Genomic DNA, 13,562 nt, shown 5'->3' on the forward strand with positions numbered 1-13,562 from the left:
TTCCCCTCGCTAGTGACTCGCCGGTAACCCGCGTTCCGCACCCTACGCCGAGCCCGCCACCGCTACCCGGGACTCCACGGAACACGCACGTCAGGACTCTCGCCACCGGCCGCGCGGCGTGTGAGAATCGCGCGGTGACAAGGGCAGCGGACACCCCCGCCCGGCCGGCCGGCCTCCCCGGCGGGGCCGATGCCCTCGCCGCGCGCGCCGCCGAGCTGGTCCGGGACGCCGTGCTCGGTGACCTCGCCCGCCGGGTGGTCGCCGAGTGCGGGGCCGATGTCGGACTGGTCGGCGTTCCCGGTCCGGCCCGGCCGCGCGGGGGGCCCGAGGGCATGGTGCTGCGCCACTGGGCCGGCACCCGGGCCGCGTTGCTGCACGATCTCGTCGTGCCCGCCGGGACCGGCCTCGGCGGCCGGGCGCTGGCCGAGCGCACCCCCAGCTGGGTCCCCGATTACCGGGCCGCCACCACCATCTCGCACCACTACGACGCCGCCGTCACCGCCGAGGACCTCTACGCGATGCTCACCGTCCCGCTGCTGCACGGCGGCGCGGTGCACGGGGTGCTGTACGCGTCGCTGCGTGCGGTCGTCCCGTTCGGGGACGTCCGGATCGGGGCCGTCACCGGGCTCGCCGCGGCCGCGACCCGGGCGCTGGCCGGCGCCGCCGCCTGGAGCGGTCCGCCGGCCCGGAGGGCGGACCCCGTGCCGCCGGCCCCGCTCACCCGGCGCGAGCACGAGGTGCTGCGCTGGGCGGCGACCGGCCGGACCAACCCGGAGATCGCCGCCCAGCTGGGCCTCACCCGTAACACCGTGACCGGCTACCTGAAGAGCGCCATGCACAAGCTCGGGGTCCGCAATCGGACCGAACTCGCCCTGGCGGCACGGGAGTCCGGGCTGGTCAGTTGACCTGCCGGTCCCGGTCGGCCCAATAGGGCTCGCGGAGCCGGAACTTCTGCAGCTTCCCGGTGGTGGTCCGCGGCAGGGTGTCCCGGAACTCCACGGAGGTGGGCGACTTGTAGCCGGCCAGCCGCTGCTTGCAGTGCGCGATGAGGTCGGCCTCCAGGACGTCGAACCCGGGCTTGAGCACGACCAGCGCCTTGACCGTCTCGCCCCACTTCTCGTCCGGCACGCCGATCACCGCGACCTCGCCCACCGAGGGGTGGTCGTAGAGGCAGTCCTCCACCTCGATCGAGGAGACGTTCTCCCCGCCGCTGATGATGACGTCCTTCTTGCGGTCCGAGATGGTCAGGTAGCCGTCGGTGAGGGTGCCGCCGTCCCCGGTGTGGAACCAGTCGTCCCGGAGCGCCTCCGCCGTCTCCTTCGGCTGCTCCCAGTAGCCGTCCATGACGACGTTGGCGCGGACGAGCACCTCGCCCTCCTCGTCCACCCGCACCTGGTTGCCGAGTGCCGGCGCGCCCGCCTGCACCAGCTTCTCCGCCCGTTCCCCGGCGGGCAGTTCGTCCCACTCGGCGCGGGTGCGGTTGACCGTCACCACCGGCGAGGTCTCGGTCAGGCCGTAGATCTGCATGAACTCCCAGCCGAGTTCGGACTCGATCCGCTGCACCACCGAGGTCGGCGGCGGGGCGCCGGCCACGATGATCCGCACCTTGTCCCGGCCGGGGACCGGCCCGTCCCGGTCGGCCGCCGCGTCCAGCACCATCTGGATCACCGCGGGCGCGCCGCTCAGGAAGGTCACCCCGTGCCGCTCGACCCGGCGCAGGATCTCGGCGCCGTCCACCTTGCGCAGCACGATGTGCCGTGCGCCCAGCCCGGTGAGGGCGAACGGCAGGCCCCAGCCGTTGGCGTGGAACATCGGCAGGGTGTGCAGGTAGACGTCCCGGTCGTTGGCGCCGAAGTGCAGCCCCATCAGGACGGAGTTCAGCCAGATGTTGCGGTGGGTCAGCCGAACGCCCTTGGGGCGGGCGGTGGTTCCACTGGTGTAGTTGATCGTCGCGGTGTCGTTCTCGCCGACCTCGTAGCGCCGCGGCGCCCGGTCGAAGTCGTACAGCAGGGCGTCGCTGTCCGCGCCGAGCACGAAGGTGTGCCGGGCGTGGACGCCGGCCAGCGGCTCGGCGAGTTCGGGGTCGACCAGCAGCACGGAGGCGCCGCTCTGCTCGACGATGTACGAGACCTCCTCCGCCCGCAGCCGGAAGTTCACCGGCACCAGGACCCGGCCGTGGCCGCTCACGCCGTAGAGCGAGGTCATCAGCCGGGCCGAGTTGTGCGAGACGATCGCGACCCGTTCGCCCGGCCCGACGCCCAGCCGGTCCAGCCCGGCGGCCTGCGCCCGGGCCAGCTCGGCGACCCGACGGTAGCTCAGCTCGCCCCAGGATTCGGCGGGTTGCGCCGGCTCGTCGACGATGCCGACCCGGTCGCCGTAGACCAGCTCGGCCCGGTCGAGGAAGTCCATCACGGAGAGTGGAATCTGCATGCGCCCACTGTCCTCCGCCCGTCCCTCCCTGCACACCCCCGAACGGGGGTGTCGCCCGGACGGTCCGTCGGTGTCAGCTCCCGCCGGCCGCTGCCAGCGCGGCGGCCAGCCGGTCCCGGGCCTCGGTCTGGATGGCGATCCGGTGCTCCAGGACGGCCAGCCGCTCCCGGGCGATCCGCAGGGCCCGCGCCGACGGCGGTACGGCCAGCACGTCGCCGTCCAGGCAGGCCAGGAAGGGCCGGACGTCCTCCAGGGTGAACCCGGCGGCCGGCAGGGCACGGATGTTGCGGACCCGGACGGCCGTCGATCCGTCGTACACCCGGTAGCCGTTGGCCGCGCGGGAGGAGCCCGCCGCGAAGGCTCGCGCGGTGGCCTGACCGATCCCCGTCCCGGCGCCGGTCACCAGGACGACCCGGGGGGCCGTCCGCTGCTGTGTGTCCTCGTTCATGGGCCCCAGCCTCCGACCCTGCCGCCAGTGTCAGGGTCAAGTCGCCTTCCGGACCCGGGCGGGAACGTCCGGCTCCGCTTGCTGTGCCGGGCGCGAACAGGCGCGGGCCGCGGGCGGCCACCGGCGGGGAGGCTGCTAGGAAGGTGTCACCGCAACCGAACGGGGAGCAGAGGGACATGAGCGACGAACGGCCCGAGAGCCTGTACGACGCCCTGGGAGGCATCGAGGCGCTCCGCCGCCTCAGCAACACCTTCTACGAGGGCGTCCTGGCCGATCCGGTCCTGAAGCCCGTCTTCGCCGACTTCACCACCACCCACATCGACCACGTCGCCGTCTGGCTGGCCGAGATCTTCGGCGGCCCGGCCCGGTTCACCGCCGAGCTCGGCGGGCACCAGGCGCTGCTCCGCTCGCACCTCGGCCTCGCCATCACCGAGGAGCAGCGCGGGCGTTGGATGGAGCTGATGGGCGCCGCCGTGCGGCAGGAGCTGCCCGACGACGAGCTGCTGCGCCGCCGGGTGCTGGAGTACTTCGACTGGGGCACGAAGATCGCCAAGGACGTGTCGGCGGCCCCCGTCGGCGAGGACCTCGGCGACCCGGGCCCGACCCCGCGCTGGGGCTGGGAGGGACTGCGATGACGGTCGCCCCCGACCTCGCCTCCGAGCCCGCCTCCTCGCCCGCCTCCTCGCCCGCCTCCGAACTCCCGGTCGCCGCGGGCCTGCTGCTGCGCCCGTTCCGGGACGAGGACGCGGCCGCCCTGGTCGAGATCTACCGGGACGAGACGCTGCGTCACTTCACCCGGACCCCGGTGACCGATCTGGCCGAGGCCGCCCGCTGGCTGGACGTGCAGCGCCGCGGCCGGGCGGAGGGCGTGCGGTACGGCTTCGCCGTCCTGGAGCCCCAGGTCGGGACCACCGGGGCCGACCCCACCCGCGACGGCCCCGCCACCCTGGTCGCCAACGTGGTGCTCAAACGGGGCGAGCCCGGCGCGCCGGCGGCCGAGGTGGGCTACTGGACGGCGGCCGCCGCCCGCGGCCGGGGCGTGGCGCCGCGTGCGCTGGAGGCGCTCACCCGCTGGGCGTTCGCGGCCTTCGCGGCGGACGGGCTGGTCCGGCTCGACCTGCTCCACCAGGTGGACAACGCGGCCTCCTGCCGGGTGGCCGAGAAGGCCGGCTACCGCTTCCGGAGCGTGCTGCGGGCCGTGCCGCCGGAGTACCCGCTGGACGGCCACCTGCACAGCCGCTCGGCGCCGGCGGCCGACCGGGGCGGGGTGTAGGCCCGGTCCGGCCCGAAGGACTGGACGCGGGGCGGAGCCGCAGGTCAGAGTGGATCACATGGCTTCTCTGGTACGACATGTGACGATCGACTGCGCCGACCCCTTCGCACTCGCCGGGTTCTGGGCGAAGGCGCTGGACAGCGCGGTGGGCGAGGACGACAAGCCCGGGGACGAGGAGGCCCTGGTGGAGTCGCCGGGTGCCGCGCTGCTGTTCATCCGGGTGCCCGAGGGCAAGGCGGCGAAGAACCGCGTCCACCTGGACCTCCAACCGCAGGACCGCACCCGGGACGAGGAGGTGGAGCGCCTGCTGGCGCTGGGCGCCACCGTCCTGGGCGACCACCGGACCTCGGACGGCAAGGGCTGGGTGACCATGGCGGACATCGAGGGCAACGAGTTCTGCGTCGAGCGCAGCGCCGCCGAGCGGATCGCCACCGCCTGAACGGGGCGACCCCCACCCGTCGGTCACCCCTCGGGCACGGCCGCCCGCCAGGTCCACGAGGTCCTGCGCGGGCGGCCGTCCAGCTCGCCGCGCCCGGTGCACCAGAGCAGGACGGCGGCGGGCTCACCGGCCGGCGCGTCGGGGAAGAGCCGTTCCAGCGCCGCCGCGCAGAGCCCGGCCGGCGGCCGCCAGGGCAGGCCGAGCCCGAGCGAGATGTCGTGGGTGTGCAGCAGGATCTCGGCCACCCCCATCGCGGCGAAGCCGGCCGGGTCGCAGGGCCCGTAGTGCCAGGCCCGCAGGTCGGGCGGCGCGGCGTCCAGCGCGGTGGCCAGCAGGTGCCCGCAGGCCGTCACCACCGCCAGGACCTCGCGGGGCCCGGCCTCGGCCGGCACGGTGAGGTCGAGCGGCAGGTAGCCGTCGGCGGGTCGGGCGGCGAGCTGGCCGCCGTAGGCGAGCAGGTCGTGCGCGATGTGGACGGCCGTCTCCCGGCAGCTCCACTCCAGCGGCCCGGCCGGGGCCGCCCAGGCCGGGCCGTCACCGCTGGACGGGCCCAGTGTGCGCAGCAGTTCGTCGAGCGCGGCCCGGACGTCGTCACCGTTCATGGCGGCAGCCTCTCATCCGCCGGGCGCGACGAGTCCGGTCCCGTGGGCGCGGACGACGGCCCGGGACCGGTCCCGCACGGTCGGTCCGGCGAGGATCCGGGCCACCCGGGCCCTCACCGCCGCCTCGCCGAGCGTCAACCCCCCGGCCGGTTCGGCGGTGGAGGGGCCCCGGCCGATGGGCGTCGGCACCTCCCGCACGCGCGCCGTCGGCGTGCCGAGGTCCCGGAGGCCGGGGGCGCCCGTTACCCGAGCTGGATCGAGCGCTTCGCCAGGCCCATCCAGAAGCCGTCGATCACACTGCGCTGGTTGCCCAGGTCGGCCTCGCCGGCGCCGAGGGTGACGAACAGCGGGGCGAAGTGCTCGGTGCGCGGGTGGGCGAGCCGCCCGGCGGGGGCCTTCCGCTCGAAGTCGAGCAGCGCGTCCAGATCCTCGGTGTCCAGGGCGCGGCGGCCCCAGTCGTCGAACTCGGCCATCACCGAGCTGATCCGGCCGTCGGAGCTGAGCGCCCGCAGGTTGTGGGTGAAGAAGCCGCTGCCGACGATCAGGACGCCCTCGTCGCGCAGCGGGGCGAGCCGGCGGCCGATCTCCAGCAGCCGCTGCGGGTCCAGGGTGGGCATGGAGACCTGGAGGACGGGGATGTCCGCCTCGGGGAACATCTCCACGAGGGGGACGTAGGCGCCGTGGTCCAGGCCGCGGTCCGGGATGTCCTGGACGGGCGTGCCGGGGGCGCGCAGCAGTTTGCGGACGCGCTCGGCGAGCGCGGGGGCGCCGGGGGCGGCGTACTGGACCCGGTAGTAGTGCTCGGGGAAGCCCCAGAAGTCGTAGACCAGCGGCACGGTGGTGACGGCGCCGAGGGCCAGCGGTGCCTCCTCCCAGTGGGCGGAGACCATCAGGATCGCCGTGGGGCGGGGCAGGTCGGCGGACCAGGCGGCCAGCTGGCCGGGCCAGAGGGCGTCGTCGGCCAGGGGCGGCGCGCCGTGCGAGAGGTAGAGGGCGGGCATGCGCCCGGGGGTGGCGGTGCTCATGACGGCTTCTCCCGCTTCCGTTCGATCGGCGCGTCCGGTGCGGCCGGGTGGCCCACGCGTTCGCAAAGTAGTTCAATTTTGAACCTCGACACGTCGACCGTACACCTTGGTTCGAATTTGAACAACAGGAGTACGCTTCCTCCCATGGCCTCCATGAACGACCCGCGCTGGCTGGATCACGACGAGATGGCCGCCTGGCGGGGTTTCGTCACCGCGAGCAACCTCCTGAACCGCCGGCTGGAACGCCAGCTCAAGGAGGACTCGGGTCTCTCGCACACCCAGTACGAGATCCTGGTCCACCTCTCCGCCGCCCCGGCCGGCTCGCTGCGGATGACCGAACTGGCGGACAAGCTGGTCACCTCCAAGAGCGGACTGACCTACCAGGTCACCCAGCTGGAGCGGATGGGCCTGGTCGGCCGCCGCTCCTGCCCGAGCGACGTGCGCGGGGTCTTCGCCGAACTCACCGAACAGGGCCGCGACATGCTGCGCCTGGCCGCCCCCGGCCACGTCGCGCTGGTCCGCGAGCTGCTGATCGACGTGCTCTCCCGCGAGCAGCTCGCCGTCCTGGCCGAGGGCCTCGGCGAGGTCAGTGCCCGGCTGCGCCTCGACGACCGGGCGTAGCGGGGGCACCGGCGGCCGCGGCCCGCTCCAGCAGCAGCTCGCGCTCCCGCGCGTTCCGGGCCAGCGCCGCCGCGCGTTCGAACTCCGTCCGGGCCTCCGCCGTCCGCCCGAGCCGTGCCAGCAGGTCGCCGCGCACGCTCGGCAGCAGGTGGTACGTCCGCAGGGCCGGCTCCGCCGCCAGCGTGTCCACCAGCTCCAGCGCGGCCGCCGGTCCCTCGGCCATCGAGACGGCCACCGCCCGGTTCAGCTCCACCACCGGGGACGGCGTCAGCGCCGCCAGCCGCCCGTACAGCGTGGCGATCATCGCCCAGTCGGTGTCCTGGTAGCGCACCGCCTGGGCGTGGCAGGCGGCGATCGCGGCCTGCAGCGAGTACGGCCCGGTGCCGGCCAGCCGCAGCGCCGCGAAGCCGCGCCGGATCAGCAGCCGGTCCCAGCGGGCCCGGTTCTGGTCGGCCAGCAGCACCGGCTGCCCGTCGGGCCCGGTGCGGGCGGCCGTCCGGGAGGCCTGGAACTCCAGCAGGGCGGCCAGACCGTGGACCTCGGGCTCCCGCGGGGCCAGCCCGGCGAGCACCCGGGCCAGCCGCAGCGCGTCCTCGCAGAGCGCCGGCCGGAGCAGGTCGTCGCCGGCCGTGGCCGCGTACCCCTCGTTGAAGATCAGGTAGACGACCTCCAGGACGGAGGAGAGCCGGGCCGACCGGTCCTCGCCGTAGGGCACCTCGAAGGGCACCCGCGCCGTGGCGAGCGTCCGTTTGGCCCGGACGATCCGCTGGGCGACGACCGGCTCGGTGGTGAGGAACGCCCGGGCGATCTCCTGGGTGCTGAGCCCGCCCAGCAGCCGCAGGGTGAGCGCGATCCGCGCCTGCGCCGACAGCACGGGGTGACAGGCGGTGAAGATCAGCCGCAGCAGGTCGTCGTCGATGTCGTCCGGTTCGGCCGGCTCCGGCGGCGGCACGTCCTCCAGGGTCCGGCCGACCTCCGCGAGCTTGCGCGCGTAGGTCTTCTTGCGGCGGACCAGGTCGATCGCGCGGTGTTTGGCGGTGGTCATCAGCCAGGCGCCCGGCCGGTCCGGAACGCCCTGCTCAGGCCACTGTTCCAGCGCCGCGACCAGCGCGTCCTGGGCGAGCTCCTCGGCGATGCCGACGTCCCGCACGATGCGGGTGACGCCGGCGATGATCCGTGCCGACTCGATCCTGAACACGGCCTCGACCGCCGCGGTCGCGCTGCTCTCCGTCACGGCCACCCATCAGAGCAGCCGGACGGGATCGGGGCAAACGCGGCCGCGGCGGCCGGGCGGGTGCCAGGGCCCGGAGCGCCCGGGGTCGGACCTCCGCCGGGGTCGGACTCCGGGGTCGGGCCGCCGGGATCAGGCCTCCGGCGGGGTGGCGTTCCCGTCGATCTGGCGCAGCTCGGCGCCGACCGTCCAGCTCACCGGGTGGATCTCCAGGAACCGCTTGGTCCACTCCACGGCCTCGGCCCGGTCCTTGCACTGCATGATGGCGTAGCCGCCGACGACCTCCTTGGTCTCGGTGAACGGCCCGTCGGTCAGGCTCAGCTGCCCGCCCTCCCAGGTGATCCGGGTGCCCTCGGCAGTCGGCAGCAGCCCGGCGGTGTCCAGCATCACCCCGGCCTTGGTGATCTCCTCGAACAGGGCTCCCATCCGCTGCTCGAACTCCGGGCCCGCCGACTTCATGTCCGGGGCGTCCTGCTCGTTGATACGGATCAGCGACATAAAGCGCGGCATGGTGACTCCTCGGTCGGGAGAGCGGGGCCGTTCCCCGCCTCTCACCCCTGCGTCGAACGGGGAGCGGCCGTTTCGACAGCCGCCCCGGAATTCTTTCGGGAGATTCCGGGGGCGGCCACCGCAGGGCCCCCGGCCCGGTCCCCGCAGGGGCCGCCGGCCCGGCCCCGGCGGGGTGTGCCGCGCGGTTCAGCGGGCCGGGGTGCAGAGCAGGGCGGTCCGCAGGTCGAGGCGGTCCTGGAGGCGGGCGAGGTTGCGGCCGGTCAGCTCCTCGATGCGGCGGATCCGGTAGTGCACGGTGTTGACGTGGATGTGCAGCGACTCGGCGGTGCGGGCCCAGGACCCGTCGTGGTCCAGGAAGACCGCGAGGGTGCCCAGCAGCGAGACGCCGTTCTCCCGGTCGTGGGCGGCGAGCGGCGCCAGCAGCCGGGTGTGGAACGCGGCGGTGACCTCCGGCGGGATGCCGCGCAGCAGGCCGGCCAGCGAGTCCAGCTCCGCGGCGCTGGCGACCGGACCGGCCGAGCCGTCCAGCAGGTAGCGGGCCTGGACCAGCGCCGCCCGCAGCGGTTCGGCGACGGGCGGCGCGGCCGGTCCGACCCCGATCCGCAGCGTGCGCCGCCCGGTGAGGCGGGCCTGGAGCGCGGGCCGGGCCTTGCGCAGCCGTTCGGCGACCGCCTCGGCGGGCGCCGCGACCAGCGCGGCCGCCCGCCCGGCCGGGTCCGTCCCGGCGGTGTACGGGGCGGCCAGTTGGTCCAGCGCCTCGGCGAGGGCGTGCGCCGCCCACCCGGGCGGGGTGTCGTCGTCCCGTACGCCGCCGGCGGGTCCGTGGTCGATCCGCGCGGCCACCGCGACCAGGCCCTGGGTGCCCGCCCCGGCTCCGGTCCGCGGAGCGGGGACCGCCGGAGGGCAGCCCGGCGTCAGCCCGCAGGCGGCGAGCGGTTCCGCGAGGTCGGCGGGCCCGTCCCCGGCCAGGGCGGCGAGCAGCTGCCCGCCCGCCCGCCGCCGGGTGGCCGCCTCGGCGTGGGCCCGGGCCGCCAGCGGGGCGAGCAGCTCGGCCAGCCCCTGGAGCAGCGGTTCGGCCGAGGCCTCGCGCAGGTGCGGGCGCAGCCGCCACCCGTCGAACGGTGAACCGTCCTGCGGGCCGACCGGCAGTCCGCCGTCGCCGCGGCCGGCGGCGGGCGGTACCGGCAGGGCGGTGGTGGCGACGTGTCGCCCGCCCGCCGTGACGAGGGAGCAGTCCGGTACGCCGAGCCGGCCCACCGCGTGCGCCAGCACCTCCCCGGGCGCGCTGCCCGCGTGCATCAGCTCGGTGAGTTCGCGGCGGACGGCGTCCGGTATCGCGGCCGCGTCCTGGGCGCCGGCCCGGAGGTCCCCCCAGAGCCGCAGGTAGACGCGGTCGGTGACGGCGCGGAAGCTGACCCCGGCGGGGACGGCCAGCAGCGGGATCCCGTGCGTGCGGCAGGCGTCCACCAGGCTGTCCGGGACGCTGCCGTGGGTGCCCTCGCCGGCCAGCAGCGCGGCGACGCCCGCGCTGCGCAGCGCGGTGGCGAAGCGCAGCGCGCCCGACCCGTCGGCGGGCTGCCACCAGACCAGGCCGGTCAGGACCAGTTCGCCGGGCTGGAGGTAGCGGGCCGGGTCCTGAAGGTCGGTGGAGCTGATCCCGGCGACCTGGCGGGCGAGCAGCTCGGGTGTGCCCCAGGCCAACCGGATGGCCAGGTCGTCCAGGTCCAGCAGGTCTCCGACGATCATCTCTCGCTCCTCGTGCAGTGCGCGGTCGGCAGCTCGCACCCGGAAGGTGGCTCGCACCTGCAAGGTTGGACCGCGCATGGGCATCGTAAATGCAAGCTTGAAGGCCGGTAATCCCTCTTGGTGGATCCTCCAGCGCAGACCCCCGCGGATGGTGTTCGGATCCAGTCGTCCGCCCCATTGCCGCGCTGCTTCAATCGGTGCGGGGCGCGCCGCAGTGTCTCCTCCGGCGCGCCCCACTCAGTGCGAAGTCCCTGCCGTGTTCGGTGGCGGGGCCCGGCCCCCGGCTCCCGTCATCGCCCCCCGGGCTGGCGCTCGGACCGCCTCCGGCGTCGTCACGGAAGTGGCGGCTGCCGCCTGAAAGTGCGCGCTTCCCTCGCAGGTGCGACTGAATTCTTCCTTTCACGGCCGCATCTGCGAGTGCGCTGATGTCCGCTCGGGTACGTTTCCTCCCGGGGCGCACCGGAGTGCACCGGCGCGGCCCGGGAGGAGCGTGAGCCATGGGAGCGTCCGCGAAGGTCCGGCTGCACGGCCACCTCGACCGGCCCGTCGAGCTGACCGTCGAGGAACTGCGGGCCCTGCCCGCGCATCGCGTCCGGGTGAGCTTCGACTGCCTCTCCGAGGGCGAGCAGCGGCACGGCTACGAGGGTCCCGCCCTCTGGGACGTCCTGCGGACCGCCGGCCCCCGGATCGACTTCACCGGCCGCAAGCAGCGGCTGCGCTTCCTGCTCTCGGTCAGCGGCGCCGACGGCCACCGCGCGGTGGTCTCCTGGGCCGAGATCGACCCCGAGTTCGGCGGCCGGCGGATGCTGCTCGCCACCAGCATGGACGGCGCCCCGCTGGACGAGGCGGGGCCGCAGCTGGTCGTCCCGGACGACCACTGCGGCGCGCGCTACGTCAGTGGCGTCACGGCCGTCTGGCTCGGCCCGCTGGACGAGCCGACGGGCTGAACCGCCGGACCGGGCGGGGTCGGGCTCCGGTCGGTCCGGGTTCGGCCGGCGGCCGGGTGGCCGGCGGGCGCCGCCGGCCCCGTCGGCGGCCTCAGGCGGTGGCGAGCGAGACCTCGGTCGACTTGATCAGCGCGACCACCGTCGAGCCGGCCGCCAGGCCCAGGTCGGCGGCCGCGTCGGCGGTGATCGCGGCGGTCAGCTCGCCGTCCGCGACCTCGACCTTGACGCCGGCCATCGCGCCGCCGGTGGCCACCTCGGCCACCGTGCCCGGGATCTGGTTGCGGATGCTCAGCCCGGCGACCGGACCGGTGGCGAGCGAGACCTCGGTCGACTTCACCAGGGCCCGGACGTTGCTGCCGGTGCCGAGGCCGAGGTCCTTGACGGCGTCCACGGTGACCGCCGCGGTGAGCTCCTGCCCCGAGGTGAGCCGGACCTTCACGGTGGCCATGACCTCGCCGGTGGTGACGGTGGTGACGGTGCCGGACAGCTGGTTGCGGATGCTCAGGCTCATGAGGGGTGCCTCGTCTTTCGATCAGGGAAATGAGGGTTTCCGATCGTGCGCCACCCACCCTAGCGGCAGGAAAACCGCAGGTCAGGATTGGTCTGACGCCCCGTCGCAGCTGCCAGGGCGAGTGGCCCGACGGGCTCGCAGCTGCCGTGCACGACAGTTCACCTCTCGCTGAATTCAGTCATCGCTGTACTATGGAGGCATGGAACCGACCGCCGCGAACCCCCGTAACCCGCACCTGCCCGCCGAGGCGCGGGAGGCGGCCATGGAACGGGTCGGCAAGGCCCTCGCCGACACCAGCCGGCGCCGCATCCTGCTCGCCCTGCTCGACGCCCCGCACTATCCGGCCGACCTCGCCGAGGAGCTGGGCCTGACCAGGGCCAACGTCTCCAACCACCTCGCCTGCCTGCGCGACTGCGGCCTGGTGCGGACCGTCCCTGAGGGCCGCCGCACCCGCTACCACCTGGCCGACGACCACCTCGCCCACGCCCTGCGGGACCTGCTCGCCGCCGTCCTGCCGCACGACCCCGCCCGAGAGGAGCACTGACATGGGTGCGAACCACGGCCCCGCCGCCCCGACAGTCACCGCCCCGGCCACCGTGAGCGGCGCCTACCGCCGCCGGATGCTGCTCACCATCGGCGTCACCGCCGCCGTACTGGTCCTCCAGGTCATCGGCGGCCTGCTCTCCGGCAGCCTCGCCCTGCTCGCCGACTCCGGGCACATGCTCACCGACCTCTCCGGCGTCACGCTCGCCCTGCTCGCCGTCCAGGTCGCCCAGCGCTCGCCCACCCTGCGCCGCACCTTCGGCCACTACCGGCTGGAGATCCTGGCCGCCCTCGCCAACGCCGCCCTGCTGATCGGCGTCTTCGCCTGGGTCGCCTACGGCGCCGTCCGCCGGTTCGGCGAGCCCGTCGAGGTCCAGGGCGGGCTGATGCTGACCGTCGCGCTCATCGGCCTCGCCGCCAACCTGGTCGGCGTCGTCCTGCTGCGCGGCGGCAAGGACCACAGCCTCAACCTGCGCGGCGCCTACCTGGAAGTGCTCGGCGACGCCCTCGGCTCGGTCGCCGCCATCGCGGCCGCCGTCGCCATCCAGCTCACCGGCTGGCAGTACGCCGACCCGATCGCCTCGCTCCTCATCGGCGTGATGATCCTGCCGCGCGCCTACCTGCTGGGCCGCGACGCCCTGCGGGTCCTGCTGGAGGCCACCCCCGAGGACCTCGACCTCGCCGAGCTGCGCACCCACCTGCTGGCCGAGGAAGGTGTTCGCGAGGTCCACGACCTGCACGCCTGGACGATCACCTCCGGCATGCCGGTCCTGAGCGCCCACGTGGTCGCCGACGGCACCCCGGCCGCCGACCTGCTGACCCGCCTGCGCCGCTGCGTCGCCGACCACTTCGGCATCGCCCACGCGACGCTCCAGGTGGAGCCGGGCGGGCGTCGGGTGTGCGGGGAGGCGGCGCACGCCTGACCTGCGGGGAGTTGCCGCCCGCCCCGGCGCCGGTCACGCCGTGGCGGGCGGCGGCGCGTCGGGGGAGTCGGCTTCAGAGGTGCCACGCCGCATGAGGTTTACGGCCCTGCGCGTGGCAACGGTGGAAGGGTGTTTGGGGCCGAAGAGGCGATCCAGGTCGCTGGCGACGCTGGTGATGAGCTCTTCTGCTTCGTCGATGCGTCCGGCTTGCCGGTAGGAGGCCGCAAGGTTGGCGCGGGCCGTGAGGGTGGTGGAGTGGTCGGGGCCGAGGGCGCCTCCGCTGTTGGCGACGACCTGCTCGTTGAGGTTGAGG

General features: G+C 74.6%; 18 protein-coding genes. 8 read left to right on the forward strand and 10 right to left on the reverse strand.

Annotation, left to right across the window (positions count from 1 at the left end; all coding sequences use genetic code 11):
* Nucleotides 1-134 precede the first annotated feature (134 nt).
* A complete protein-coding gene (locus ACFXHB_RS08005; RefSeq protein WP_380572968.1) occupies nt 135-905 on the forward strand; it encodes a LuxR C-terminal-related transcriptional regulator in 771 nt (256 codons plus the stop codon).
* Here ACFXHB_RS08005 and ACFXHB_RS08010 read toward each other — a convergent pair.
* Both ACFXHB_RS08010 and ACFXHB_RS08015 read right to left on the reverse strand, forming a co-directional pair.
* Nucleotides 898-2,430 (reverse strand): AMP-binding protein, encoded by a 1,533-nt coding sequence (locus tag ACFXHB_RS08010; RefSeq protein WP_380572969.1) that lies wholly within the window; start codon nt 2,428-2,430, stop codon nt 898-900. The genes ACFXHB_RS08005 and ACFXHB_RS08010 overlap by 8 nt on opposite strands.
* A 73-nt stretch (nt 2,431-2,503) precedes the next feature.
* Complete coding sequence (locus ACFXHB_RS08015) at nt 2,504-2,878, reverse strand: MerR family DNA-binding protein (RefSeq protein ID WP_380572970.1); 375 nt, start codon at nt 2,876-2,878, stop codon at nt 2,504-2,506.
* Nucleotides 2,879-3,054: 176 nt separating this feature from the next.
* On the opposite strand from ACFXHB_RS08015, the gene ACFXHB_RS08020 reads away from it, so the two are divergent.
* The 3 genes from ACFXHB_RS08020 to ACFXHB_RS08030 are packed head-to-tail and all read left to right on the forward strand — an operon-like array spanning nt 3,055 to nt 4,590.
* Nucleotides 3,055-3,513 carry a group II truncated hemoglobin gene (locus ACFXHB_RS08020; RefSeq protein WP_380572971.1) on the forward strand — a complete coding sequence of 153 codons (459 nt, stop codon included), beginning with the start codon at nt 3,055-3,057 and terminating at the stop codon, nt 3,511-3,513.
* Nucleotides 3,510-4,151 carry a GNAT family N-acetyltransferase gene (locus tag ACFXHB_RS08025; RefSeq protein WP_380572972.1) on the forward strand — a complete coding sequence of 214 codons (642 nt, stop codon included), beginning with the start codon at nt 3,510-3,512 and terminating at the stop codon, nt 4,149-4,151. Before ACFXHB_RS08020 ends, ACFXHB_RS08025 begins: the two co-directional genes overlap by 4 nt.
* Before the next feature lie 58 nt (nt 4,152-4,209).
* Nucleotides 4,210-4,590 (forward strand): VOC family protein, encoded by a 381-nt coding sequence (locus ACFXHB_RS08030; protein ID WP_380572973.1) that lies wholly within the window; start codon nt 4,210-4,212, stop codon nt 4,588-4,590.
* Nucleotides 4,591-4,613: 23 nt separating this feature from the next.
* On the opposite strand, the gene ACFXHB_RS08035 is transcribed toward ACFXHB_RS08030, so the two are convergent.
* From ACFXHB_RS08035 to ACFXHB_RS08045, 3 genes are read right to left on the reverse strand one after another with little or no spacing between them, the layout of a single operon-like run.
* Nucleotides 4,614-5,192: a maleylpyruvate isomerase N-terminal domain-containing protein gene (locus ACFXHB_RS08035; protein ID WP_380572974.1), complete on the reverse strand. Its 579-nt coding sequence runs from the start codon at nt 5,190-5,192 to the stop codon at nt 4,614-4,616.
* 12 nt (nt 5,193-5,204) lie between these two features.
* Entirely contained in the window at nt 5,205-5,381 is a 177-nt protein-coding gene (locus tag ACFXHB_RS08040) for a hypothetical protein (RefSeq protein ID WP_380572975.1), read from the reverse strand.
* Nucleotides 5,382-5,434: 53 nt separating this feature from the next.
* Entirely contained in the window at nt 5,435-6,217 is a 783-nt protein-coding gene (locus ACFXHB_RS08045) for a dioxygenase (RefSeq protein ID WP_380572976.1), read from the reverse strand.
* Nucleotides 6,218-6,370: 153 nt separating this feature from the next.
* Between ACFXHB_RS08045 and ACFXHB_RS08050 the strand changes: the two genes are divergently transcribed.
* Complete coding sequence (locus tag ACFXHB_RS08050; protein ID WP_380573045.1) at nt 6,371-6,838, forward strand: MarR family winged helix-turn-helix transcriptional regulator; 468 nt, start codon at nt 6,371-6,373, stop codon at nt 6,836-6,838.
* Here ACFXHB_RS08050 and ACFXHB_RS08055 read toward each other — a convergent pair.
* The 3 genes from ACFXHB_RS08055 to ACFXHB_RS08065 form a co-directional block, all read right to left on the reverse strand.
* Nucleotides 6,804-8,078: an RNA polymerase sigma factor gene (locus ACFXHB_RS08055; protein WP_380572977.1), complete on the reverse strand. Its 1,275-nt coding sequence runs from the start codon at nt 8,076-8,078 to the stop codon at nt 6,804-6,806. The two genes, ACFXHB_RS08050 and ACFXHB_RS08055, sit on opposite strands and share 35 nt — an antisense overlap.
* Before the next feature lie 123 nt (nt 8,079-8,201).
* Complete coding sequence (locus ACFXHB_RS08060; RefSeq protein ID WP_380572978.1) at nt 8,202-8,579, reverse strand: YciI family protein; 378 nt, start codon at nt 8,577-8,579, stop codon at nt 8,202-8,204.
* A gap of 186 nt (nt 8,580-8,765) precedes the next feature.
* Nucleotides 8,766-10,325, reverse strand: a complete 1,560-nt coding sequence (locus ACFXHB_RS08065) for a PucR family transcriptional regulator (RefSeq protein ID WP_380572979.1) — start codon at nt 10,323-10,325, stop codon at nt 8,766-8,768.
* A gap of 497 nt (nt 10,326-10,822) precedes the next feature.
* Between ACFXHB_RS08065 and ACFXHB_RS08070 the strand changes: the two genes are divergently transcribed.
* Nucleotides 10,823-11,272, forward strand: coding sequence for a molybdopterin-dependent oxidoreductase (locus tag ACFXHB_RS08070; protein WP_380572980.1), 450 nt, complete (start codon nt 10,823-10,825; stop codon nt 11,270-11,272).
* 91 nt (nt 11,273-11,363) lie between these two features.
* Here ACFXHB_RS08070 and ACFXHB_RS08075 read toward each other — a convergent pair whose 3' ends face one another.
* Nucleotides 11,364-11,783: a molybdopterin-binding protein gene (locus tag ACFXHB_RS08075; RefSeq protein ID WP_380572981.1), complete on the reverse strand. Its 420-nt coding sequence runs from the start codon at nt 11,781-11,783 to the stop codon at nt 11,364-11,366.
* 262 nt (nt 11,784-12,045) lie between these two features.
* Here ACFXHB_RS08075 and ACFXHB_RS08080 point away from each other — a divergent pair, with 262 nt between their 5' ends.
* On the forward strand, nt 12,046-12,327 hold the full coding sequence (locus tag ACFXHB_RS08080) for an ArsR/SmtB family transcription factor (RefSeq protein ID WP_380573046.1): 282 nt from the start codon (nt 12,046-12,048) through the stop codon (nt 12,325-12,327).
* A gap of 1 nt (nt 12,328) precedes the next feature.
* Nucleotides 12,329-13,249: a cation diffusion facilitator family transporter gene (locus tag ACFXHB_RS08085; protein WP_380572982.1), complete on the forward strand. Its 921-nt coding sequence runs from the start codon at nt 12,329-12,331 to the stop codon at nt 13,247-13,249.
* Between the two features lie 33 nt (nt 13,250-13,282).
* On the opposite strand, the gene ACFXHB_RS08090 is transcribed toward ACFXHB_RS08085, so the two are convergent.
* On the reverse strand, nt 13,283-13,562 hold a 280-nt coding region (locus ACFXHB_RS08090; protein ID WP_380572983.1), incomplete at its 5' end, for a tetratricopeptide repeat protein.

The sequence above is a fragment of the Kitasatospora sp. NPDC059327 genome (assembly GCF_042752535.1).
Lineage (GTDB): Bacteria > Actinomycetota > Actinomycetes > Streptomycetales > Streptomycetaceae > Kitasatospora.